The organism is Planktothricoides raciborskii GIHE-MW2, from assembly GCF_040564635.1.
In the GTDB taxonomy this organism is placed as follows: Bacteria; Cyanobacteriota; Cyanobacteriia; order Cyanobacteriales; family Laspinemataceae; genus Planktothricoides; species Planktothricoides raciborskii.
This window is the reverse complement of the sequence record NZ_CP159837.1, coordinates 3527491-3550358: the sequence shown is the minus strand read 5'-3', so window position 1 is coordinate 3550358 and position 22868 is coordinate 3527491. Positions and strand designations below refer to the sequence as shown.

Sequence of the window (22868 nt, the reverse complement as noted above, 5' to 3'; positions counted from 1 at the left end):
AATTTTGGGCTGAAACAGAAGATATATTACCGGAATGCTTCGCCCTCTGTATAATTGCGGCGAATAATTTTGGGCTCCAACAGAGGATATATTACCGGAATGCGCGGGTCCAGAGGCAGTTCTGTAGGGGCGAAGCATTCCGGCAGATAATTTTGGGCTGAAACAGAAGATATATTACCGGAATGCTTCGCCCATTTACCACGCAAAGGGCGAAGCATTCCGGTAATAAGTTACTGGTTTTTAGCGACAAATATCTGCCGGAATGCTTCGCCCCTACAGGGGTAAACGTGGGGGTATAGAAACCGGGTTTCTGTTGTGAATATTAGAAGTTATCGGTGGAATGCGGAGAAGAAACCCGGTTTCTGGGGTTTTCTCGGAATTGGAAGGTGAGATATAGTGAGAGTATTGCCAAGCAGAGGGAAACGAACTATGAAATCGGCGATCTCTTTAGAAGAGACAATTCTGGACAAAGTTAAAGATTTATCCGATCGACGACAACAACAGGTACTCGATTTTATTGAATTTCTGCTACAGAAAGATGCACCTTCGGAGAAATTTCAGCATCCTGATGGTCGTCCTATGTCCGCATTGGAAGCTGCGGGAGATTTGGTGGGATGTATTGAAGGACCGGGGGATTTATCCATGAAAAAACAAGAATTGAAAAGGCATCCAGTACAATGAAGCGTCAGGTAATGTTAGATGCGGGGCCGTTAGTTGCTCTGATTGACCGAAACGATCGCTTTCATAACTGGGCGAAACAGGAATGGAGTCAGATTGAGCATCCCCTGTTGACTTGTGAAGCGGTGATTACTGAGTCTTGTTTTTTGGTAAAAACCGTCTATGGTGGTCAAGCAGGGATTCTATCATTACTCCGCAAAGGGGTGATTAAAATTGCCTTTAGGTTAGAGGATGAACTCAGAGAAATTGACGAATTGATGCAACGCTATCAGTCTGTACCCATGTCTCTAGCGGATGCTTGTTTAGTCAGAATGGCTGAATTAAATCCCGCTAGTGAGATATTGACGTTAGATAGTGATTTTCTGATTTATCGGAAGTTCCGCAGTCAACCGATTTCTCTGATTATGCCTTAAGTGGGGCTCTAGAAACCGGGTTTCTGCTGTGGGTATCAGGGGTGATCTGTGGGATGCAAAAAAGAAACCCGGTTTCTGGGGTTATTGTTTCTACCAATTATCTGGTTTTTGAGGAGTTCCTGGGATATTTGGCGCAGTATTATTCAGGGAAGAGTGAATAAATAAACCCAAACTTATGCCAATAATTGCTGTTAAAAATACTGACAGATAAATTAATAATAAATTTTGCGGATTTGCCACCTTGACAGTTGTCGGTGGTGGGGATATAATGGTGATAGTCATGGCTGACAAAGCTTCGGTAGCATTTTGATAACGTTTTGCCGAATTATAGGCCACCATTTTATTTAAAAATGCCGCTAATTCGGCACTGACAGAAGCTTGATTTTGCCAGATAATTTCTAAGCTGTTGGGGTCGCGAGGTAGTTGTTGGGGAAGTAGTCCGGTTAAGGCTTGAATTGCCAGCATTCCCACTGCATGAATATCGCTGGAAAAATTGGGATAGCCTTTTTCTTGTTCGTCGGGCATATATCCGGGCGTACCAATGGGCAAGGTAAAGGTAACTGTTCCCTGTTGGTTGGTGGGTTTTGTGGCAATTTGTTTGACTGCCCCAAAGTCAATTAGGACGATTTTTCCGTCACTGCTACGGCGACGGATATTCGCGGGTTTGATATCTCGATGAATGATGTTTTGTTTGTGGACAATTTCTAGGGCTTCTAGGATTTCTCGTAATAGTTGGGTTACTTCTGGTTCACTGAGTTTGTTCCTATTTTGCGGGGGGATTTCCTCGGTTAAATCATGGCCTTCAATATATTCTTGAACTAGATAAAATTCTTGGTTTTCCTCAAAGTGGGCGAATAATTTGGGGATTTGCCGAGGAACTTCAGAAGGTTCTCCGAGTTTATACAGAACTTGCGCTTCTCTTTCAAATAAAATTTTCGCCGCTTGTAATACGAAGGGCTGGTTAGACTGGGGTTTAAGTTTTTTTACAATCCGATATGGGCGATCGGGAAGATGGGTATCTCGCGCTAGATAAGTTTCGCCAAATCCACCTTTGCCTAAGAATTTTTCGATTTGGTAATGTCCGCCAAGAATTTGTCCGGTTATCATATATAAGGGATGCACTGGGGGCATAATTCCACAAAATAATTACAGCTTACGCAATGCTTGCGCCCGCTTACGCAATGCTTGCGCCCGCTTATTTTATTTTGGCATAATAAAAAAATAGGAGCGCTACTTATATATCTTACCGATACCTAACCGATATTTGGCAGAGATGTCTTGTAGCTATAGTTATCCGATATTTTAACCGACATAACCAACCCTAGAGGACTGAAAATATTATGAAATTGCCATATTTACTGTTGGTGCTGCTGGTGGTTGCGGTTTTGGCTGGTTTTGGTTTAGGGGCTTTTTTAAATCAAGCGCCATTAAGTACCGCTGAAGGACAAAAAAGTCAGGAACCGGAAGAACCGACTACTTTTAAATGCGTTCAAGGGAACAGTGGTTGGGCAACGATCGCTGAACAGGGTAACGCGGTGTCCAAAACCCCCCTGTTTACTTGGAATAGCGAGGAATTTGGGGACAAATGGACGCCAGAAAACCGTTGTTATGAGGTGACAAGAAGGCTAAACGTTTTCGTAGGGAATAATGGCGGGAAGTTATCCAATTTGAATTTAACTTATGGACCGGTAAACGGGCAAGAGGTGGTTTGTGTGGTGAATCAGCAGTCAACCTGCACCGATGATAACCTACTGTTTACCCTGAGTCAGAAAAACGCCGCAACTCCCAGAACGGCAATAACGAAGATTACTGATTTTAGCGACGGTAAGGCTGACGCTCAACGTATAGAGGAGGATGGTTTGCCCCAGTATTTTCCTTTGCAGGGCTTGGTGAATTTTTCGGGAAGCTGGTGAGAGAAACCGGGTTTCTGTTATGGGTATGTAGGGGCGAAGCATTCCGGCAAATAATTTGGGGCTCCAACAGAGGATATATTACCGGAATGCTTCGCCCAGAGGCAGTTCTGTAGGGGCGAAGCATTCCGGCAAATAATTTGGGGCTCCAACAGAGGATATATTACCGGAATGCTTCGCCCAGAGGCAGTTCTGTAGGGGCGAAGCATTCCGGCAAATAATTTGGGGCTCCAACAGAGGATATATTACCGGAATGCTTCGCCCTCTGCACAATATTAGGGCAAAGCATTCCGGTAATAGGTTGCTGGTTTTTAGCGATAAATATCTGCCGGAATGCTTTGCCCCTACAGGGGTAAATAAAAATTTTCGCAGAAACCCGGTTTCTGGGGTTTTGGGGTTAGCCGTGGGGGTATAGAAACCGGGTTTCTGTTGTGGGTATCAGGGATTATCTGTGGAATGCGGAGAAGAAACCCGGTTTCTGGGGGTTTTGGGGTTTTGGGGTTATCTGTGGGGGTCTAGAAACCGGGTTTCTGTTGTGGGTATCAGGGGTTATCGGTGGGATGCGATAAAGAAACCCGGTTTCTGGGGTTTCTGGAGTTTTGGGGTTAGCCGTGGGGATCTAGAAACCGGGTTTCTGTTATGGGTATCAGGGGTTATCTGTGGGATGCGGAGAAGAAACCCGGTTTCTGGGGTGCTGGGGTTATCCGTGGGGATCTAGAAACCGGGTTTCTGTTATGGGTATCAGGGGTTATCTGTGGAATGCGGAGAAGAAACCCGGTTTCTGGGTTTCAATCCATCCGCTGCCAACCGCTATCCTGAAATAAAATACCAGGGCGAAGCATTCCGGGAATAAGTTACTGGTTAAGAGCGATAATATATCTGCCGGAATGCTTCGCCCCTACAATAAATCTCGATTATGATGCCAAAATTACCGCAGAAACCCGGTTTCTTGATTATCGCCATCCTGACTCTGGGCCTCGGTGTGGGGGCCTGTGGGAAGCTGTCGTCCGAGGATGTGGCGAAAACAGCCCTGGAAGTCACCGTGATGGTGGATGGCTGTGCGGCGGGTTCGGGAATGATTTATCGTCGTGAGGGCAATACTTATTCGGTGTTGACCGCCCATCATGTGGTAAAAGATGCCCAGATTACTTGTTTGATTATCACTCCTGATGGCTTCCGGCACAATGCAAATCCCCAAGTCACTGTCCCAGTCCCGGATGTGGATTTGGCGGTGATGACTTTCACCAGTGAGAAGGACTATAAACTGGCGAAGTGGGGAGACTCGGATCAGGTGGCTGCGGGGCAAACGGTCTATGTGGCGGGGGCTCCAGAACCGACCGAGGCCATCCCTAACCGCACCATAATAGCCCCCGATGGCAAAATTATCGGCAAAATTTCCCAGCCAAATCAGGGTTATAGCTTAATTTACAACAATATCACTCAACCGGGAATGAGCGGCGGGCCGGTATTGGATGACCAAGGCAAAGTGATTGGGGTTCACGGTCGGGGGGATAGGAATGGTGGGGAAAAAACTGGGCAGAATTTGGCGATTCCTATTGCGACGTTTTTGGATACCCCCCAACCCCCCTTAGCAAGGGGGGGGAATGAGCAAAATCCCCCCCAACCCCCCTTAGCAAGGGGGGGGAATGAGCAAAATCCTGGGAACAGTAGTCAAAATTCCCCCCAACCCAGGAATAACCAAACTCCCCCCTTTTTAAGGGGGGCTGGGGGGGATCTGCGCGGCGATTTCACCCTGGCCGCATTACAGCAACAAGGGATGATAAAACGACTGGGACGGGGATTTATCAGCGAAGTAATTGCCCTGAACCAGGAATTAACCGTGGTGATTTCTGGTGGTGGAGCAACTTTATTTAATCTCGCCACTGGGGAAGCCCTCTGGGAAATTGATTGTCCGGCTTGGGGTGGGGCAGTGAGCGCCAATGGGCGGTTATTAGCATTACATGGAGGTAAAGATATTTATCTGTGGGATTTAACCACGGGGCGGTTTTTGTACCAAATCACTGGACCAGCAAACAGAGTGAGTAGCGTCAGCTTCAGTCCCGATGGTCAAACTCTGGCTTCTGGGAGTGATGATAAAACAGTGCGACTGTGGGATGTGGCGACGGGACGGGAACTACGCCAATTCCAGGGACATACACAGGGTGTGAATAGCGTCAGCTTCAGTCCAGATGGTCAAACCCTAGCTTCTGGGAGTTACGATAACACAGTGCGACTGTGGGATGTGGCTACCGGACGGGAACTGCGCCAACTCACCGGACATACATACAGTGTGGAAAGCGTCAGCTTCAGTCCTGATGGTCAAACCCTGGCTTCTGGGAGTGGGGATGATACAGTGCGACTGTGGGATGTGGCTACCGGACGGGAACTGCGCCAACTCACCGGACATACAAACTATGTGATAAGCGTCAGCTTCAGTCCTGATGGTCAAACCCTGGCTTCTGGGAGTGAAGATAAAACCGTGCGACTGTGGGATGTGGCTACCGGACAGGAACTGCGCCAACTCCAGGGACATACAAACAGTGTGAGTAGCGTCAGCTTCAGTCCTGATGGTAAAACTCTGGCTTCTGGGAGTTGGGATAATACAGTGAGACGGTGGGATGTGGCGACGGGACAGGAACTGCGCCAACTCACCGGACATACAAACTATGTGATAAGCGTCAGCTTCAGTCCCGATGGTCAAACCCTAGGTTCTGGGAGTGAGGAGGACGAAACAGTGCGACTGTGGGATGTGGCTACGGGACAGGAACTGCGCCAACTCAGGGGACATACAAGCTATGTGTATAGCGTCAACTTCAGTCCTGATGGTCAAACCCTGGCTTCTGGGGGTAATGATGGCACAGTGAGACTGTGGGATGTGGCCACGGGACGGGAACTGCGCCAACTCAAGGGATATACAGCCACCTTCAGTCCCGATGGTCAAACCCTGGCTTCTGGGAGTAGTGATCAAACAGTGCGATTGTGGGATGTGGCTACGGGACGGGAACTGCGCCAACTCACCGGACATACAGACAGCGTGAATAGCGTCAGCTTCAGTCCTGATGGTCAAACCCTGGCTTCTGGGAGTTGGGATAAAACAGTGCGACTGTGGGATGTGGCTACGGGACGGGAACTGCGCCAATTCACCGGACATACAGACAGCGTGAATAGCTTCAGCTTCAGTCCTGATGGTCAAACCCTGGCTTCTGGGAGTCGGGATAAAACCGTGCGACTGTGGGATGTGGCTACGGGACGCTCACTGCGCCAACTCACCGGACATACAGATAATGTGAGAAGCGTCAGCTTCAGTCCCGATGGTCAAACCCTGGCTTCTGGGAGTTGGGATGAAACAGTGCGGCTGTGGGATGTGGCTACGGGACGGCAACTGCGCCAACTCACCGGACATACAGGCCAGGTGTTTAGCGTCAGCTTCAGTCCAGATGGTCAAACCCTGGCTTCTGGGAGTGTGGATGGGGTGGTGCGGTTGTGGAGGGTGCGGTAGGGCCGCCATCGGTGTGGGGGGTGTGGGGAGTGTGGGGGGGGTGGGGGGTGTGGGGAGTGGTTCTGTAGGGGCGAAGCATTCCGGCGAATGATTTGGGGCTGAAACAGAGGATATATTACCGGAATGCTTCGCCCTCTGTTACAGGGGTTATCCCGTGGGGGTAGAGAAACCGGGTTTCTGTTATGGGTATCAGGGATTATCGGTGGGATGCGGAGAAGAAACCCGGTTTCTGGGGGTTTTGGGGTTTTGGGGTTGATGGTGGGGGTAGAGAAACCGGGTTTCTGTTGTGGGTATCAGGGGTTATCTGTGGGATGCGGAGAAGAAACCCGGTTTCTGGGTTTCATCCCATCCGCTGCCAACCGCTATCCTGAAATAAAATAGTCAAAAATAGGCACAAATAGAAATGACTACTCAACTCACTCAAAAACAGGCGGAAAAACTGGCTTTAATTCAAAACCAAACCAAACAAAGCCTAGAGCAAATTTTAGACTCAGCATTGGACTCTTATTATCAGCAAGTTATGCAAACTTCTCATAACCATCTGGAAAAATTTACTAAAATTGGCTTTGTGGGTTGCATTGAAGCTGAACCCAATTTGGCAGAAGACTGTGAGGCGATTTTAAGTCAAGAACTGGGAAATATAGAATGATTATTGTTGATACCGGGGTCTGGGTGGCTTTAGCCAACAAAAATGATACCCACCATGCAGCACTGTGGGATGCGGAGAAGAAACCCGGTTTCTGGGGTTGATGGTGGGGGTTGAGAAACCGGGTTTCTGTTGTGAATATTAGAAGTTATCTGTGGGATGCGGAAAAGAAACCCGGTTTCTGGGGGTTTTGGGGTTATCTGTGGGGGTAGAGAAACCGGGACCCAAGTTGTGGGTATCAGGGGTTATCTGTGGGATGCGGAGAAGAAACCCGGTTTCTGGGGTTCAATCCATCCGCTGCCAACCGTTATCCCAAAATAAAATAGTAGATTCGTAGGGGCGAAGCATTCCGGCAAATGATTTTTGGTTTAAACAGAGAATATATTACCGGAATGCTTCGCCCATACACCAAACAGAGGGCGAAGCATCCCGGTAATAGGTTACTGGTTAAGAGCGATAAATGTCTGCCGGGATGCTTCGCCCCTACAGCGGTTCATGTCATTATGTAGGGGCGAAGCAAGAGGAGCGAATAATTTTGGGCTGAAACAAGAGGATATATTACCGGAATGCTTCGCCCTCTGTATAATTCCGGCAAATAATTTGGGGCTGAAACAGGGGATATATTACCGGAATGCTTCGCCCTCTGTTACAGGGGTTATCTGTGGGGGTATAGAAACCGGGTTTCTGTTATGGGTATCAGGGGTTATCGGTGGAATGCGGAGAAGAAACCCGGTTTCTGGGATCGGGATGCTTTGCCCCTACGGGTAAATAAAGCAGTTCGTAGGTTGGGTCTTTGGAACGAAACCCAACAAACCAGGAGCAGGGGAGCAGGTTTCTGGGTTAAAATGCAACCACGAGGAGAGCAACCCCTGGAGACAGTGATGCAAATTACATTGAACAAGCAACAAGAGGAGTTTATCGCCGCCCAGTTAGCGAGGGGCAATTTCAATCATCCCGATGAAGTTGTGAATGCTGCCTTTCGTCTGCTGGAACAGTTGCAAACTGAGCATGAAGAATGGCTCACAGAAACCCGCGCTAAGGTGGAAGAGGCTGTGGCAGAAATGGACAGAGGCGAAGGGTTAGATGGGGAAACATTTGTGTTAGGAATTCTGGAGCGTTTTCAGCAGGCAAAGGGAGGTAACGTTGAGTGAGTCAGTATCAGATATCGCCCTCTGCCAGTCGGGATTTGAATGATATTTCCGAGTATTTTTTGTTGCAGAATATTGCAGCAGGAGAGCGCTTTTTTCAAGAATTCAACCGGAAATGTAAATATTTAACCCAGTTTCCTTATATGGGAAAAAGCTATGGGCATTTATTAACAAATTTGCGCGGTTTACCTTTGGACGGTTACATTATTCTTTATCGTACCGGAGGAGAAACGGTGGAAATTCTGCGGGTTGTGCATGGGCGACAAGACCTAGAAGAATTATTTAGAAATTGATGGTGGGGGTATAGAAACCGGGTTTCTGTTGTGGGTATCAGGGGTTATCTGTGGGATGCGGAGAAGAAACCCGGTTTCTGGGGGTTTTGGGGTTATCTGTGGGGGTATAGAAACCGGGTTTCTGTTGTGGGTATCAGGGGTTATCGGTGGGATGCGGAAAAGAAACCCGGTTTCTGGGGTTTTGGGGTTTTGGGGTTGATGGTGGGGGTATAGAAACCGGGTTTCTGCTGTGGGTATCCGGGGTTATCTGTGGGATGCAAAAAAGAAACCCGGTTTCTGGGGTTCCCAAAATAAAATAGTAAATTCGTAGGGGCGAAGCATTCCGGCAAATAATTGTGGCTAGAATTGCTTTATAACTTAAAAACAATTTTAGACGCACGTCAAGATTTGGATCGAGAAGATCGGGAGTTAATTATGGAACTATCGCCCATGTATTTGCAACGACTAGAAATCGCTACCCAACAAGGAGTTCAACAAGGAATTCAACAAGGAATTCAACAAGGAATTCAACAAGGAATTCAACAAGGAATTCAACAAGGGCAACGGCTGATGGTTGAAACCATGCTTCAAGTGAAGTTTGGCACAATAGATCGGGAGTTATCCCAAATTATTGAGCCGTTAATTCAACTATCTGCCCTGGAAATAACTCAACTGATTATGCAACTTAATCGAGAAGAGTTGTTAGCCAGATTTAACCCCGAAGGCTAGTTAATTTTATCAGGAATACCAGAAACCCGGTTTATTGGCAAACCGGGTTTTTTTGTCAATTTTTTGTCGGTGGCAAAATTTAAACAATTCTCAAGGATTTAGCCAGAACCCTTACCTAGTATCATCTTGGGCAATGCTTGAATCCAGGAAATGCGATCGCTGTCTTATATTTGTGGTCAAAAATGCCCTGGGTGGGGATTGAAAATGCGGCTAATCGGCGGTTAACTGGATCTGGATTTAGCGATTATCGGAAAATTTTCCTGGCAATTAGCTGCAAGTGTCCGCCAGGAAAAAATCACCCACAGGTCAGTTAGTATGAAAAAATCGTATTTTATTATCCCAGCAATTCTTTGGTTTGGCTTATTGCCCCTGTTTAGCTGTTCTAACAGTCAAGGGGCAAATTCTCCAAATAATCAAGGGACTAATCAGGTGGCTAATAATGCCGAAGGGACTCTACAATTACGGGCTAATGGAGAAGATTTTGTTAGGAAAGGTTTTGTGTCTAAAGATGGTTGGCAAATTTCCTTTGACCATGTTTATGTGAATTTAGCAGAGGTGAAGGCTTATCAAACAGATCCTCCTTATGATGCCCATAAAGGAGGGGAAATTCAAGCGCAAGAAATCGTGGATCTTGTGTCGATGAAAACTGTTGATTTGGCAGCAGGAGATGAAAATGCTGAACCGATTATAGTGGCGGAAATTCCGGCAAAAGCTGGTAGATATAATGCGCTTTCTTGGAAAATGACTCCCGGAACTAGCGAACCGAATCAAGGTTATCCATTAGTTTTAATTGGTAAAGCGAGTAAAGGGGGTGAAACGATTAACTTTAATCTGAAAATTAATCAAGAGTTAGCTTTTAAATGTGGTGAGTTTGTAGGGGAAGAACGCAAGGGTATTTTATCAACCGGAGGAACTGCTGATTTAGAAGCGACGTTTCATTTCGATCATTTATTTGGGGATGGAGAAAGTCCCCCGGATGATGAGATTAATACTGGGGCTTTAGGGTTTTCTCCTCTGGCAAATATTGCGGAAAATAATCAAATTGAGGCGGATTTGACCAGTTTGAAGGCTAAACTCGATCCAGCAGATTATGAGAAACTTAAAGGTATTTTACCGAGTTTGGGTCATGTGGGAGAAGGTCATTGTCACGAATTGTTGACCGAGAAATAACCAAACGAAAATTATAATAGAGCAATGTAGGGTGGGCAAAATTATGGGATTTATCCGCTGGATTTGATTAGGGCTTTTGCCCACCCTACAATATTACAATATGAGTTCCATCAATGTAGGGTGGGCAAAATTATGGGATTTATCCGCTGGATTTGATTAGGGCTTTTGCCCACCCTACAATATTACAATATTACAAGATTAATCCCAGGAGAATGTTATGATTAAAAAGATGAATTGGTTGATTGGATTAAGTTTACTGGGGGTGGTCAGTTGCCCCGGTGGTGCGATCGCGCATGGGGCAAATATTCAATATAAATCCACCAATGCCCTGCAAATTAATGCCACTTATGATAGTGGTCAACCCATGTCAAATGCTCAAGTAACAATTTATGCCCCGGACGATCCGGGTACTCCGTGGTTAACAGGAACTACTGATGAAAAAGGCGGGTTTATTTTTGTCCCCGATCCGACTAAAATTGGCAATTGGGAAGTAAAAGTTCGGCAAGCGGGTCATGGGGATATTATTAGTATTCCTGGGGCTATTTCTGGGGGTAATTCCCCAAGTTCGATTAACCAAAATGAACCGAATGCTGAAAATCAGTCAGAAACCCAGAATCAGCAATCAGTTGCTAACAAAAACTATACTCCAATGCAAAAAAGTCTAATGATTATTTCCGTGGGTTGGGGATTTGTGGGAACTGCTTTGTTTTTTTCCCGTAAATCTCTGGAACAGCAACATTAATAAGTAGATGAACATAATTAACTGTAATTTTCTTTCTCCGACGTAAATCATTGGATTCCCGCTTTCGCGGGAATGACAGTTTTTGCATTTAATAGGGTCTGCGATCTTATTTATGCACATCTACTTATGATCTATTTACTTATAGTCAAATATTACTGATTTTTCTTGACTGTTTTTCCTTTACTATTTTTTGGGAATATTATGCATATTGCGGATGGGATTCTCCCAGCTAAAGTTTGTATTGGTGGCTATGCGATCGCTGGTTTAGCGACTTGGTATTCTTTGCGGCAAATTAATCGACAAAAAAATCCCCAACAAGGTATTCCCAAAGCGTCTTTATTGACTGCTGCCTTTTTTGTGGCCTCGGGAATTAGTATTCCTATTCCTCCCGCAAGTGTTCATTTTGTCCTTAATGGACTGTTAGGCACGATTCTGGGATATTATGCCTTTCCCGCGATTTTGATTGGCTTATTTTTCCAAGGTCAAATGTTTGGTCATGGGGGTTTAACGACGTTGGGAGTCAATGCGACGATGATGGGAATTCCGGCTATTTTAGCTTATCATATTTTTCAGTTACGCTATTTATTTAGGGAGCAAAAGCCGGTTATTACTAGCATTTTTGCTTTTATGTCGGGCGCTATTGGTTTAGGACTCGCTTTGATGATTTTTTTCATTTTAGTGATTAGCAATTTACCCGCTGAATTGGATAACCTGACTGAGCGATCGGCTCTTTATGGACTGATGCTGAGTCATATTCCTTTGATTATGATTGAGGGAATTTTTACGGCGATGTTAGTGATGTTTTTGCAACGAGTAAAACCAGAGTTAATTAAAGGTGAAGTAGCAAACAGGATGCCATTAAACGATGAAATTTAACCTTGATGAATATGCCCATTTAAATTCGCCGATCCATCGGTGGCAACCAGAAAGTAAATTAATCGGCTTGGGTTCATTAATGATTGCCTTTGCCGGGGTAGAAAAGTTGTTTTTATTGCCGGTAGTTTTGCTGATTACGGCGATCGTTTATCGATTGTCTCACCTACCTCGTTCTTTTTGGCAAACTCGGTTACGTTACCCAGGTTTTTTTCTGATGGGTGTGGTATTTTTGCTGCCATTTGTTTCTGGGGAAACGGTGATTAGTCAATGGGCAATTGGGCAATGGACTTTTCTAACTTTACGCCAAGAAGGTTGTTTGGCGATGCTGTTAATTGCCAGCCGGTTTGTGGCGATTATGACCATTTGTTTGGTGTTGTTTGGGACTTGTTCCTTTTTGACCACGATTAAGGCGATGCGATCGCTTGGTTTATCTCCTATTTTGGCAGATATGACCCTACTCTCTTATCGTTATATTTTTGAATTGGGGCAACAAGTGCAAACTCTAACCATTGCTTTACGGTTGCGGGGTTTTAAACCGCGTAATCTGACCCGGAGAAATTTGCGAATTTTTGCGTCGGTGATGGGGACTTTATTGGTCCGCAGTTATGAACAGTCAGAACAGGTCTATAATGCTATGCGTCTCCGAGGCTATGGCAAGATTAACCACAAGATTAACCAAAAGTTAACCCACCCATCCCTAGGGATTAAACAGAAAATTTTCCCGGATAAATTTAGCGCGATCGCCTTATCAATTTCTGTTATTATCGCCATCAGCTTAATCGGCACCGAAATTTTATTATAGGCATGAGCAATCAGCTATAAGCTATCAGGTATTTTCAGCAAATATTCGCTATAATCAAAAAATTAGCGAATCAATCCCAGGGCATAAGTAGCAAAATCTATGACAAGTCAATTGGAAAGAATTTCGGGTAAACGGGAAACGGTGAAAACCGCGATCGCCCTCAAAAACGTGAATTTTTCTTACTCAGATCGTGCCGGAACTTTAACAAATATCAATTTAACCATTGTACCGGGGGAACGAGTGGGGATTATCGGGCCAAATGGCGCAGGAAAAACCACGTTATTTTTATCGATTTGTGGGATTTTACCCGCTACGGGAGAAATCAGTCTATTTGACAAACCTGTAATTCCCGGTGAGTTTCGTTCAGAAATTGGCTTAGTGTTTCAAAATCCTAACGATCAATTATTCTGTGCTTCGGTGTGGGAAGATGTGGCATTTGGCCCAGAAAATATGGGACTTTCTCCCGAAGAAGTTAACCAAAGAGTTGACAGGGCTTTAAGTTTAACCGGAGTGCAAGAATTAGCCCCCCGTCCTCCTCATCATTTGTCTGGAGGGGAAAAACGTATGGTAGCGATCGCTGGTGTTTTAGCCATGCAACCGCAGTTAGTAATTTATGACGAACCTAGCGCGAATTTAGATGCTTTAGCCCGACGAAGGCTGATTCAATTTTTACAAGGGGCTTCAGAAACTATGTTAATTTCCTCTCACGATTTGGAGATGATTTTAGAAGTCTGCGATCGCGTTATTTTGATGGCCGCAGGAAAAATTATTGCCGATGGAATTCCGGCAAAAATTATGGGCGATCGGCAACTTATGACCGCATTTGGTCTGGAAAAACCCCATTCTTTACAGCATTTTTCTGGTTAGTCAGGGCGGGCGAAGCATTCCCGTAAAAAATTCACGCTTTTAACCATCAAACTTCTGCGGGAATGCTTCGCCCCTACAGTCGCCGATTTTGTATAAGGGCGTTGCATTCCCGTAAAAAATTTACGCTTTTAACCATCAAAATTCTGCGGGAATGCTTCGCCCCTACAGTCGCCGATTTTGTATAAGGGCGTTGCATTCCCGTAAAAAATTTACGCTTTTAACCATCAAAATTCTGCGGGAATGCTTCGCCCCTACAGTCGCCGATTTTGATTAAATTATACCCGCCGATTTACAATTGTCCAAACGGTTCCATCGGAACGAACAAAGGGGACAGAAATACTTTTAAATCCGGTAATAAATGGTTTTAAATAAACTTGCCAATAACTCGGACTCATATCATCAGCGATCGCCTTCAATGCTTTGACTTCTTCGGCCAATTCTGCCGCTAACTCATTGATGCGTTGGGCATGAAGTTTAGCTTGGGCTTGACTGGCTTCTAATTCTTGTAAAATCGGATTACGACCATCAGCTTTTTGTTGTTGGAGTTGCTGCTGTTTTTGGTTTAATTGTTTTTGTAAAGCCGCGATCGCATCATCAATTCCTTTAATTTCGGCGGAAATTACCGCAGTTTCTCTCGCCTGAGTCCGATAAGCATCAGAAATCGCTTCTGGGGAATCATTCACAGGGGCGATCGCTGGAATTTTCATCCGAGAACGTTCTTTTTGGAGTAGATAAATCTGATTCCGAATCGCTTCAATTTCTGTGTGCAGTTTCTGCATAATTGATTCCCCTAAGTCGCGAGAAAGAGCATGGCTAATCTTTGTATCATTATTTTACATTACTTTACATTGTTTTACATTTTTTTTCTCTAAAACTGAAGTTTTCTCTAGAATTTTATCCCCCTTGTTTATGGTCAAAGCCCAACCAACTGAAAATTTTGCCGGTCAATGACCAACCCCCTAACCCACTAATCGCGATCGACGAGATTTTGTTCTGAATTACACCTGATTCCCGATCCGCGATGCCCGTCTCTGGATCCGATCAAAGCACAATAGTCCTCCAGCATAACCACAAACCGATTGTTGCAGTATTTTCATGCCAGCACCCCATCCGTAAGGGCGAAGCATTCCGGTACAAAATTTTTTATTTTGTTCCAGAGATTATATGCGGTCATGCTTCGCCCCTACCCTACTAAGCATCTGTGGTCTATTCAGCAGAAAAGCGCTGTAATTTGGGGTAGAGGGCTGGCAATAGCTACCCTACTCACCGTAAAAATCGAAATAAGATAATAAACCGCAAGTTGGCCAAACTAGCGGTGAGAATTTATATTAGAAAAGAAAATAAAAAAAAGCGGGAATAAGTCTATTTTGCGGGTTCTTTTGCCGGTAAAGAAGCCTCTAACTTCAAACAATTGCGACCATCAACTTCCAGCTTATACTCCACCCGATCCATCAGCTTCTTCATAATCAGCCAACCATAGCCACCATCGGGCATTTGTTCGGGAACGGGCTTGGAATATTCTGATAAATCATAGCCCTTGCCATAGTCCCAAACTTCCAGAGCTAAGTCGCGCTCCTTCACTTCCAAGCGCAACAATACAGGTAAATTTGGTTGTTCTTTATGAGCATGACGCACCACATTAGAGTAAGCTTCAGCTAACACTAAGCGTAAGCGATTCGCTTGCCGGGGCCAATCCACTTTTTCCCCTAAATCCATTTCTAAACAACTCAAGAGCCAATGTTCGACCACAGACAAAAATCGCAAATCGCTGGGTACATGTAACTCAGTTTTCATCTTCCTACAGAACCTCTAGAGATAATATTGTTTGGTCATCTTCCTGTTGTTGAGCCACCTCTCTGACGCGAGCTAATACAGAATCTACATTTAGCTGGTCAGTCTGTTGCAGCAATATTTGCCACAAGCCTTCTTGTTCCAACATTGAACCCACTGAAAGTCCCTTAATCGAGGGGTCTGCATTGGTAACGGTGGCTTCGGTCAGTCCATCACTGGTGAGGAGAAAAACATCGCCGGGACTTAACTGTAAGCTGCCGGATTTGCCTCTCCAGATCGGCAAAATCCCTAAAGGAATGCCCCGTGCTTTGAGGAAATTCGGTTCCACGGGTGCGGATTTGGTAATCACTGCCCGGTGAGACCACACCAGAGGATAAATATGTCCGGCATTGGTATAAGCGAGCTCGGAAGTCGAAGGCCGATAGCGAGCTAAAACCATTGTAATGAAACAGTTGTTGCCAATCAGATCGTCGGCTAATGCTTCATTCAAGTTTTTCATTACCACTTCGGTATCAGGAGAGAGTTCTTGAGAGAGTTCCCGACGCAACACGGACATGGCGCTGGCCATAAATAAAGCCGCCGGAACTCCTTTGCCGGAAACATCCCCCAAAGCAAGCCAGATGTCTCCTTGGGCGTGAACGTAAACTTCAAAAAAGTCACCCCCCACGGCTCTGGCAGGAAAACAGCCCGCTCGAACCCGGGCTGATTCCAGTTCCGGCCAACTTTGGCGCAATAAATTCATTTGAATTTGCCGAGCCACTTCCAGTTCAGCTTGCATTTGTTGGGCTTGCTCTTGGGTGCGTTGGTAGAGCTTGGCTTGAGACAGCGCTAGGGCAGATTGTTCCGTGACGCTTTCAATTAGCTGAATATCTTCTGGACTCCAATTGTCCCCACTGCCGTCTTGGTAGACAGAGAGAATGGCCAAGACTTCTTGACCACAGATCATGGGTACGACCAGTTGGGTGCTATTTTTGCCGTTGTCTTGATTTTGGACTAATTCGGTTTTGCGAGTTTGTAAGACGGTTTGTAGTAGCGGATCTTCGTGGAGGTTTTCATTGGTAGAATCAACGTGGCAATGGTAGTAAACGGCATCCTTTAAGAGCCGATCGCCCTCTACGGTTCGCAGCACGCAACTGGTGGCTTCAAAGTTTTCCCCCAGAGTTTGCACAATGGTTTGCAGCATACTGCGATAATCCAGGGATTCCCGGATTGTGGACATGACTGCATTAAACAGAGATTCCCGACGCAGCGATCGCTGTAACTCATTAGTTCTTTTCTTCAGAACGTTATAAGTGTCGTTGGCTTGTTGAACTACGGCTTTAAGTTCTTCTGGATTCCAGGGTTTGGTGATGTACTTGAACACCTGACCAGAGTTAATTGCATCTACCAGGTCTTCTACATCGGTGTAGCCGGTGAGTAAGATCCGAATCGTGTCGGGAAACCGATCTACGGTTTTGCCCAAAAACTCTGTCCCATTCATCTCGGGCATCCGCTGATCCGAGATGATAATCGCCATTTCGCCCTCTTCATCTAAGATTTCCAGGGCGCTGAAGGCGCTGTCTGCTTTGAAGACTTTATAATCTCGCCGAAATGTGCGGTAAAGCAAGTCCAAGTTGTCGATTTCGTCATCAACAACCATCATTTTCAATTTGCTCCCTTTTCCCCGACTCATGCAATCCCCCACTTAACTAATGGATTCACGGTGACGCAGGTGGGATAGTTCCCGATAACATCCATTTCTACATTAATGGTTATTGGGGTGATTTTTCCCCATTGGTGGCTGTGCAGAAATACTGGCATTAATAGAAATCTCCGGCTGTATCCTGGTGTGGTTACTTTCGCTACGGTTTTTGAGCGTCTGTGGGCTGATGTGCTTCGCAACACGCCCTTGGCGACGCTATTTATGCTCCTAAGTTTTAACTGGTCTATGGTTGGTTATTTTTTTCTATTCAACGGATTTGTTAGAATTTCAGTCATGTTTTTGGCAAATTCCCCTGAACCAGGAGCACTTCAAAACAAGACTAATCAATGCCGATGTCATTGTTGCTGTGAATTGAGTTTACCGTGATTCTGGGATTTAAGTTATCATCCAGGTTTTACCTCGAATTCTTTTCCCGGAGTTAATCTGACACAGTTCCGCAGTCAAACCGGAATAAACCATTATTTTATATATCACGGACTCAGCCGTTGGGCGATCCTCAGTTTGGCCGATCGCGATCGATTATTTTCCGCCAATTCCTCTCCTTTCGGGCGAACGGGCTTTTTGGTCAGCACCTCTAAAATCTCCGAGTCTCTCATGGCGTACTTCACCAAGCGGTCTTCCAAGCTGTGAAAACTAATCACCCCAATCCGTGCGCCGCATTTGAGTGCGTTTGGGGCATTGGCCAAAAAAGTTTCCAAACTGGAAATTTCCTCGTTCACGGCAATCCGCAGGGCTTGGAAAAACCGCGTGGCTGGGTGAGTTCGGCTATGGCGATAGCGTCGAGGCATACTGCGGGCAATTACCTCCGCCAATTCCGTGGTGGTGTTGAAAGGTCGCTTTTGCACGATGCGTCGTGCCATTTGCCTTGCCAGTCTTTCTTCGCCGTAATGATAAAAAATATCGGCGAGTTGCTCTTCGTCCCAGTAATTCACAATATCAGCGGCAGTGAGGGATTGGCGAGAATCCATCCGCATATCCAAAGGCCCAGTATTTCGGAAGCTAAAGCCCCGTTCGGCAATTTCTAGCTGACCAGAACTCACCCCTAAATCGGCAATGATCCCGTCAAACTGCTGATGGGTATAATCATAAGCAGCAAAATTCCCGTGCCAAAATTCAACTTGGGAACTATATTCGGCCAAATTTTTTTTCGCCACCGCGATCGCCATTTCATCGCGATCGATCGCCGTCACCCTGACATCTGGTGCTGCCGCCAACATTAACCGACTATGACCCCCTGCGCCCAAAGTCGCATCCAAATAATGCCCACCGGGTTGAATTTCCAACCGGGAAATCAACTCACCAGCTAATACTGGCTTGTGAATAAAATCTGCTGTTTTCTCTTGATTCACGATTAACCTCTGAACAGTCTGTACCAACGGAATTTTTTTGCGAGTTCCCTTTCGCGGGAATATCCGCTAGTTTCCATCCCCTGCATTTCCCTGAGAGCAAAGCACCTTTGTTCGTGCTTTTGTTACTAAATACTATCTACCTGATAGATTTTCGTTACTGCTAAATGACTTCACTCCCAGATTGTCTCCGGTTTCTATTGTATGCGGTTGTATGCGGTTAACTTCGCCTAAATCCGCTGCTGTCACCGTCTCTTGAAAAGTTCTCAGGCGATCACTCTTGTGAGTCCGTCTAGTTTTTTTGGGCAAAACCGGGAGATTACGGTTTTTGCCGTGGCGATGGTACAAGCTTCTTTTAAAATAGAAACTAATTGACCCGATTTCACCCAGAGAGAGAAATTACAGACCAATGGACACAAAAGCATTTAAACGCTCCTTACAGCAGTCGGAAAATTACTATCGCAAGGGATTTGGCCACGAAGAGGAAGTGAACGAGACAATGAACTCGGTTTATCAAAGTAGTCTGATCCAAGAAATTCGGGGTAACAATTACACCCTAAGTCGTGGAGATATAACCATCCGACTGGCAGAGGCTTTTGGTTTTTGCTGGGGAGTAGAACGAGCGATCGCGATCGCATTAGAAGCCCGCACCCATTTTCCCACAGAACGGATTTGGGTGACAAATGAAATTATCCACAACCCAGGGGTGAACCAAGACTTAAAAAATTTACAAGTGGAATTTATCCCGGTCAACAATGGAGAAAAAGATTTTTCCGTGGTGGACTCTGGAAATGTGGTAATTTTGCCCGCCTTTGGCGCAACGGTTCAAGAAATGGAGTTACTCAACAACAAAGGCTGCAAAATTGTCGATACCACTTGCCCCTGGGTTTCCAAAGTTTGGAATACCGTAGAAAAGCATAAAAAACGGGAATATACCTCGATTATTCACGGTAAATATAAGCACGAAGAAACCATCGCCACCAGTTCTTTTGCCGGGAAATATTTAATCGTCCTAAATGTCCAGGAAGCCGAATATGTGGCGCAATATATTCTGGAAGGGGGGGATAAAACCGAATTTATGGCGAAATTTGCCAAAGCTTGCTCGGCGGGCTTTGACCCTGATCGAGATTTAGAACGAGTGGGCATTGCCAATCAAACCACGATGCTGAAAAGTGAAACCGAAGAAATTGGCAAACTGTTCGAGCGTACCATGCTGAAAAAGTTTGGGCCGACGGAATTAACCGAGCATTTTCAAACCTTTAATACTATCTGTGATGCCACCCAAGAACGGCAAGATGCTATGTTTAATTTGGTGGGAGAACCGTTAGATTTAATGTTAGTAATTGGCGGGTTTAATTCTTCTAATACCAGCCATTTACAAGAAATTGCCGAACATCGTGGGATTCCTTCTTATTGGATTGATGGTCCTGGCCGAATTCTTCCCGGTAATCGGATTGAATATAAGACGTTACATGGGGAAATTGAAGTTAAAGAAAATTGGTTGCCTGATGGCAAAATTATTGTGGGAATTACTTCTGGGGCATCCACTCCCGATAAGTCTGTAGAAGAGGCGATCGCCAAAATTCTGGAACAGAAAACCGCCCCAGCTTTAGTTTAATTAATCTAGTAGGGTGGGCATTGCCCACCAAAGATGTTGCGCTTGACTCTTCCCTTAGTTTGGTTGGGTTTACTTACGTCAACCCAACCTACTAGCTAACCACCAACTAACAATCAATAACCACCAACCACCAACCATCAACCATCAACCAATAACCATCAACCATCAACCAATAACCAACAACCAATAACCAACAACCAATAACCAACAACTAATAACTAATCTAACGTTGATTTTGTAATTTTCTCATTTCCGTTTGAATGCTGACGCCAATTTGTAAGGCGCGATCGAGAAATTGCCCATATTCACTGGCTCGATCGCTCACTTGTAACGCTTGAATGGCGGTTAAATTATTGGCAAATAACTCGGGATTTGTGCCGATAAATTCTTTATTTTCTCGGAGGATTCTTTCGGTTCTTAAAGCCCGCAGTAAATCTTCTCTCGTGAGGTTTAAGGCAGAAATCACCGTTTGGCGATCGCTGATAGTCGCATCTCGATTTCCTGCGGCTTCGATTTGGTCGCTAATTTGAATGGCTTTAATCACAGAATTATAGCGTTCTACATCTTGCAAGAGGCTAACTAATGCGGTTAAAGTGGTTCTTTTTTGCCACAGCCAACGCCCGATGATAATTATTACCAAAGTAGCACAAATTACCGCGATCGCTACGGGGACAGATGGGCCAATTAGAGGCAAGATAATAAATGTATAAATAACGCCAACAATTATCGGCATCAACGCCACGGCAATTAGTATTTCTTGGAGTAAAAAGTTTAACACATCTTGGGGATTTTTTAAATCCAGGGGTCGGGCAATTTCGCTGGGGTCAATGCCGATAAAATGTCTGAGTTCTCCCTGGGTAATTTCTAATGCTTTAATGTCATTATCACTCATTTTGAACAAATCCGTAAATTACAAATAAATGGATTATGGCTTAAAAAAATCGGTCTTGTTTAAGTTTACGCATTTCCGCTTGAGCATTAAGGGCAATTTGCAAGGCTTCATTAAGTAATCTACCCCTTTCCGTAGCGCGATCGCTCATTTGCATGGCTTCCACAGAAGTTAAATTATGGGCAAATAAGTCCGGGTTTCGGGTAATTACCTGCTGATTTTCGCGAAAAATCCGTTCTGTTTTCAATGCCCGAACTAAATTTTCTCGCGTATGTCTCAGGGCAGTAATCACTTGTTTGCGATTAATAATTTCCACATCCGTATTTCCCACGTCTTCTAAGAGATCGTTGAGATGAATCACGTCAATTAAATCATTATACTTTTCCACGTCTGCTAAAATTCCTAGCAAAGACTCCGCTTTCCGGGTGTTATTTTTTAGCCAGAAAAACCGGGCAGCGATCGCCACCACCAGAGAAGCGATCGCCATACTACCAAACAGCAACCAGGGCATTTGATTCGCAATCATTAAATCAAAAGTTATCCCCCTAAGTTGCCAAAACATCACATCCCCAAAAGTCAGGGAACCCAGAAAAACCATTCCGGTTAAACCAAAAACCACCGTAGTTTCTTTATACAAAAATTTAGAACGTTTTTGCTGGTCTTTCAGAGTATAATTTTGCATCAAATCATCCACAGAAATCCCGCTGATGCGGCGAATTTCTCCTTTAGTAATTGGCAGTCCTTCCAGGTCACGTCGCACGGCTGAATACTCCTATAATTAGTTGATGGTTGTTGGTTGATGGTTGATGGTTGTTGGTTGATATAGCAGTCCTAAATGATTTATAACATCTGTCTTCTCCCCTCTCCCTTTCTGGGAGAGGGGTTAGGGGTGAGGGCTTATTTCACGATTGAGTTAGGATTGCTATAGTTGATGGTTGATGGTTGATGGTTGTTGGTTGATAGTTGTTGGTTGATGGTTGTTGGTTGATAGTTGTTGGTTGATGGTTGGTTGGTGAACAAAGAACGAAGAACAACCAACAAATAACCAATAACCAATAACCAATAAAATTAACCAGAAGTAGACCAAAAATAAAATAAGCGTTGATCGGCTTTTTCTCCAATATCAGCATTGTAATCACTATAATCTAAAATTCCTTGACTTTGCACCCATTCAATCATTGCGTCATTCCAAGGATCAGTATTATGTGTATGAACATACAGTAACCCATGAGGACTCAAACGAGCTAAAAGTGCTTGCATCCCTTCAAAGGTTTTTTCCCCAGATTTTCCCCAAAAACATTGCAGCGTTTTTCGAGTAATAATCACATCAAATGGCCCTGGACAACAATCAGAATTAAAAATATCTCCAGTCACTAATTTCACAGACTTAATTTTTGATATTTCCTCTTGATAAAAATTACCAGCGGGTTCCTTATTCCCTGGGTAATTCTCTTGATAAAAACCCCTCAGATCCGATGGATTCAGTGGAAAATTAGCCAAAAATTTATTAGCCTCCGATGAAATATCCAAGGCTGTCACCGAAAATTCCTCATTAGCAAAAAAGTAAGGTTCTAGGGAAATGCCATTGCCCGCACAGAGAATTGTTTTATAGCCGTGTTTTTTAAATAAAGGAACTAGCTTATGATAATCAGAAAACATTGAACAAAAAAAATCATTATAATAAAATTGATTATTTGAAATAATATATTTCCAGAATAAATTCCAACCGTCTGCATCACTTGCATTAAAAGCAATTGGATAATCAGACAT

General features: G+C 44.8%; 25 protein-coding genes and 1 pseudogene. 17 read left to right on the top strand and 9 right to left on the bottom strand.

What is annotated here, in order from left to right; genetic code table 11:
- The first annotated feature begins 429 nt into the window (after positions 1–429).
- Both ABWT76_RS15015 and ABWT76_RS15010 read left to right on the top strand, forming a co-directional pair.
- A complete protein-coding gene (locus tag ABWT76_RS15015) occupies positions 430–681 on the top strand; it encodes a DUF2281 domain-containing protein (protein WP_354636362.1) in 252 nt (83 codons plus the stop codon).
- Entirely contained in the window at positions 678–1091 is a 414-nt protein-coding gene (locus ABWT76_RS15010; protein ID WP_354636361.1) for a pilus assembly protein, read from the top strand. Before ABWT76_RS15015 ends, ABWT76_RS15010 begins: the two co-directional genes overlap by 4 nt.
- A 90-nt stretch (positions 1092–1181) precedes the next feature.
- On the opposite strand, the gene ABWT76_RS15005 is transcribed toward ABWT76_RS15010, so the two are convergent.
- Positions 1182–2198 (bottom strand): serine/threonine-protein kinase, encoded by a 1017-nt coding sequence (locus ABWT76_RS15005; RefSeq protein WP_354636360.1) that lies wholly within the window; start codon positions 2196–2198, stop codon positions 1182–1184.
- Between the two features lie 233 nt (positions 2199–2431).
- On the opposite strand from ABWT76_RS15005, the gene ABWT76_RS15000 reads away from it, so the two are divergent.
- The 14 genes and pseudogenes from ABWT76_RS15000 (at position 2432) to ABWT76_RS14935 (ending at position 13752) form a co-directional block, all read left to right on the top strand.
- Positions 2432–3004: a COP23 domain-containing protein gene (locus ABWT76_RS15000; protein WP_354636359.1), complete on the top strand. Its 573-nt coding sequence runs from the start codon at positions 2432–2434 to the stop codon at positions 3002–3004.
- Between the two features lie 448 nt (positions 3005–3452).
- Entirely contained in the window at positions 3453–3719 is a 267-nt protein-coding gene (locus ABWT76_RS14995) for a hypothetical protein (protein ID WP_354636358.1), read from the top strand.
- A 201-nt stretch (positions 3720–3920) separates the two neighbouring features.
- Complete coding sequence (locus ABWT76_RS14990; protein WP_354636419.1) at positions 3921–6500, top strand: trypsin-like peptidase domain-containing protein; 2580 nt, start codon at positions 3921–3923, stop codon at positions 6498–6500.
- Between the two features lie 123 nt (positions 6501–6623).
- Positions 6624–6881: a hypothetical protein gene (locus tag ABWT76_RS14985; RefSeq protein WP_354636357.1), complete on the top strand. Its 258-nt coding sequence runs from the start codon at positions 6624–6626 to the stop codon at positions 6879–6881.
- Between the two features lie 22 nt (positions 6882–6903).
- The gene (locus tag ABWT76_RS14980; RefSeq protein WP_354636355.1) at positions 6904–7149 is read left to right on the top strand and encodes a hypothetical protein; all 246 of its coding nucleotides are present in this window, start codon (positions 6904–6906) and stop codon (positions 7147–7149) included.
- Between the two features lie 842 nt (positions 7150–7991).
- Positions 7992–8297, top strand: coding sequence for a type II toxin-antitoxin system ParD family antitoxin (locus ABWT76_RS14975; RefSeq protein ID WP_354636354.1), 306 nt, complete (start codon positions 7992–7994; stop codon positions 8295–8297).
- Positions 8294–8587 carry a type II toxin-antitoxin system RelE/ParE family toxin gene (locus ABWT76_RS14970; protein WP_354636353.1) on the top strand — a complete coding sequence of 98 codons (294 nt, stop codon included), beginning with the start codon at positions 8294–8296 and terminating at the stop codon, positions 8585–8587. Before ABWT76_RS14975 ends, ABWT76_RS14970 begins: the two co-directional genes overlap by 4 nt.
- 339 nt (positions 8588–8926) lie before the next feature.
- Positions 8927–9295: pseudogene (locus tag ABWT76_RS14965) on the top strand (hypothetical protein); the annotation flags it as partial.
- 137 nt (positions 9296–9432) lie between these two features.
- Positions 9433–9609 (top strand): hypothetical protein, encoded by a 177-nt coding sequence (locus ABWT76_RS14960; protein WP_354636351.1) that lies wholly within the window; start codon positions 9433–9435, stop codon positions 9607–9609.
- A 1-nt stretch (position 9610) separates the two neighbouring features.
- Complete coding sequence (locus tag ABWT76_RS14955) at positions 9611–10465, top strand: DUF4382 domain-containing protein (protein WP_354636350.1); 855 nt, start codon at positions 9611–9613, stop codon at positions 10463–10465.
- A gap of 217 nt (positions 10466–10682) precedes the next feature.
- Positions 10683–11207, top strand: a complete 525-nt coding sequence (locus ABWT76_RS14950) for a carboxypeptidase-like regulatory domain-containing protein (protein WP_354636349.1) — start codon at positions 10683–10685, stop codon at positions 11205–11207.
- A 201-nt stretch (positions 11208–11408) separates the two neighbouring features.
- Positions 11409–12083: a cobalt transporter CbiM gene (gene cbiM / locus ABWT76_RS14945; RefSeq protein ID WP_354636348.1), complete on the top strand. Its 675-nt coding sequence runs from the start codon at positions 11409–11411 to the stop codon at positions 12081–12083.
- Positions 12073–12885 carry a cobalt ECF transporter T component CbiQ gene (cbiQ, locus tag ABWT76_RS14940; RefSeq protein ID WP_354636347.1) on the top strand — a complete coding sequence of 271 codons (813 nt, stop codon included), beginning with the start codon at positions 12073–12075 and terminating at the stop codon, positions 12883–12885. Before cbiM ends, cbiQ begins: the two co-directional genes overlap by 11 nt.
- 99 nt (positions 12886–12984) lie before the next feature.
- Positions 12985–13752: an energy-coupling factor ABC transporter ATP-binding protein gene (locus ABWT76_RS14935; RefSeq protein WP_054469963.1), complete on the top strand. Its 768-nt coding sequence runs from the start codon at positions 12985–12987 to the stop codon at positions 13750–13752.
- A 275-nt stretch (positions 13753–14027) separates the two neighbouring features.
- Here ABWT76_RS14935 and ABWT76_RS14930 read toward each other — a convergent pair whose 3' ends face one another.
- From ABWT76_RS14930 to ABWT76_RS14910, 5 genes are all read right to left on the bottom strand, one after another.
- Complete coding sequence (locus ABWT76_RS14930) at positions 14028–14531, bottom strand: hypothetical protein (protein WP_054469962.1); 504 nt, start codon at positions 14529–14531, stop codon at positions 14028–14030.
- A gap of 583 nt (positions 14532–15114) precedes the next feature.
- A complete protein-coding gene (locus tag ABWT76_RS14925; protein WP_054469961.1) occupies positions 15115–15546 on the bottom strand; it encodes an anti-sigma regulatory factor in 432 nt (143 codons plus the stop codon).
- A 4-nt stretch (positions 15547–15550) separates the two neighbouring features.
- Positions 15551–17215: a SpoIIE family protein phosphatase gene (locus ABWT76_RS14920; protein WP_054469960.1), complete on the bottom strand. Its 1665-nt coding sequence runs from the start codon at positions 17213–17215 to the stop codon at positions 15551–15553.
- A 500-nt stretch (positions 17216–17715) separates the two neighbouring features.
- Complete coding sequence (gene rsmH, locus ABWT76_RS14915) at positions 17716–18594, bottom strand: 16S rRNA (cytosine(1402)-N(4))-methyltransferase RsmH (RefSeq protein ID WP_231636957.1); 879 nt, start codon at positions 18592–18594, stop codon at positions 17716–17718.
- Between the two features lie 132 nt (positions 18595–18726).
- Positions 18727–18939 carry a hypothetical protein gene (locus tag ABWT76_RS14910; protein WP_156332089.1) on the bottom strand — a complete coding sequence of 71 codons (213 nt, stop codon included), beginning with the start codon at positions 18937–18939 and terminating at the stop codon, positions 18727–18729.
- A 61-nt stretch (positions 18940–19000) separates the two neighbouring features.
- Here ABWT76_RS14910 and ABWT76_RS14905 point away from each other — a divergent pair, with 61 nt between their 5' ends.
- Positions 19001–20209, top strand: a complete 1209-nt coding sequence (locus ABWT76_RS14905; RefSeq protein ID WP_054469959.1) for a 4-hydroxy-3-methylbut-2-enyl diphosphate reductase — start codon at positions 19001–19003, stop codon at positions 20207–20209.
- Positions 20210–20432: 223 nt separating this feature from the next.
- Here the strand turns inward: ABWT76_RS14905 and ABWT76_RS14900 are convergent, their stop codons facing one another.
- From ABWT76_RS14900 to ABWT76_RS14890, 3 genes are all read right to left on the bottom strand, one after another.
- Positions 20433–21101: a hypothetical protein gene (locus ABWT76_RS14900; RefSeq protein WP_354636346.1), complete on the bottom strand. Its 669-nt coding sequence runs from the start codon at positions 21099–21101 to the stop codon at positions 20433–20435.
- A gap of 40 nt (positions 21102–21141) precedes the next feature.
- Positions 21142–21858, bottom strand: a complete 717-nt coding sequence (locus ABWT76_RS14895; RefSeq protein WP_354636345.1) for a hypothetical protein — start codon at positions 21856–21858, stop codon at positions 21142–21144.
- Between the two features lie 308 nt (positions 21859–22166).
- Positions 22167–22868 (bottom strand): hypothetical protein, encoded by a 702-nt coding sequence (locus ABWT76_RS14890; RefSeq protein ID WP_354636344.1) that lies wholly within the window; start codon positions 22866–22868, stop codon positions 22167–22169.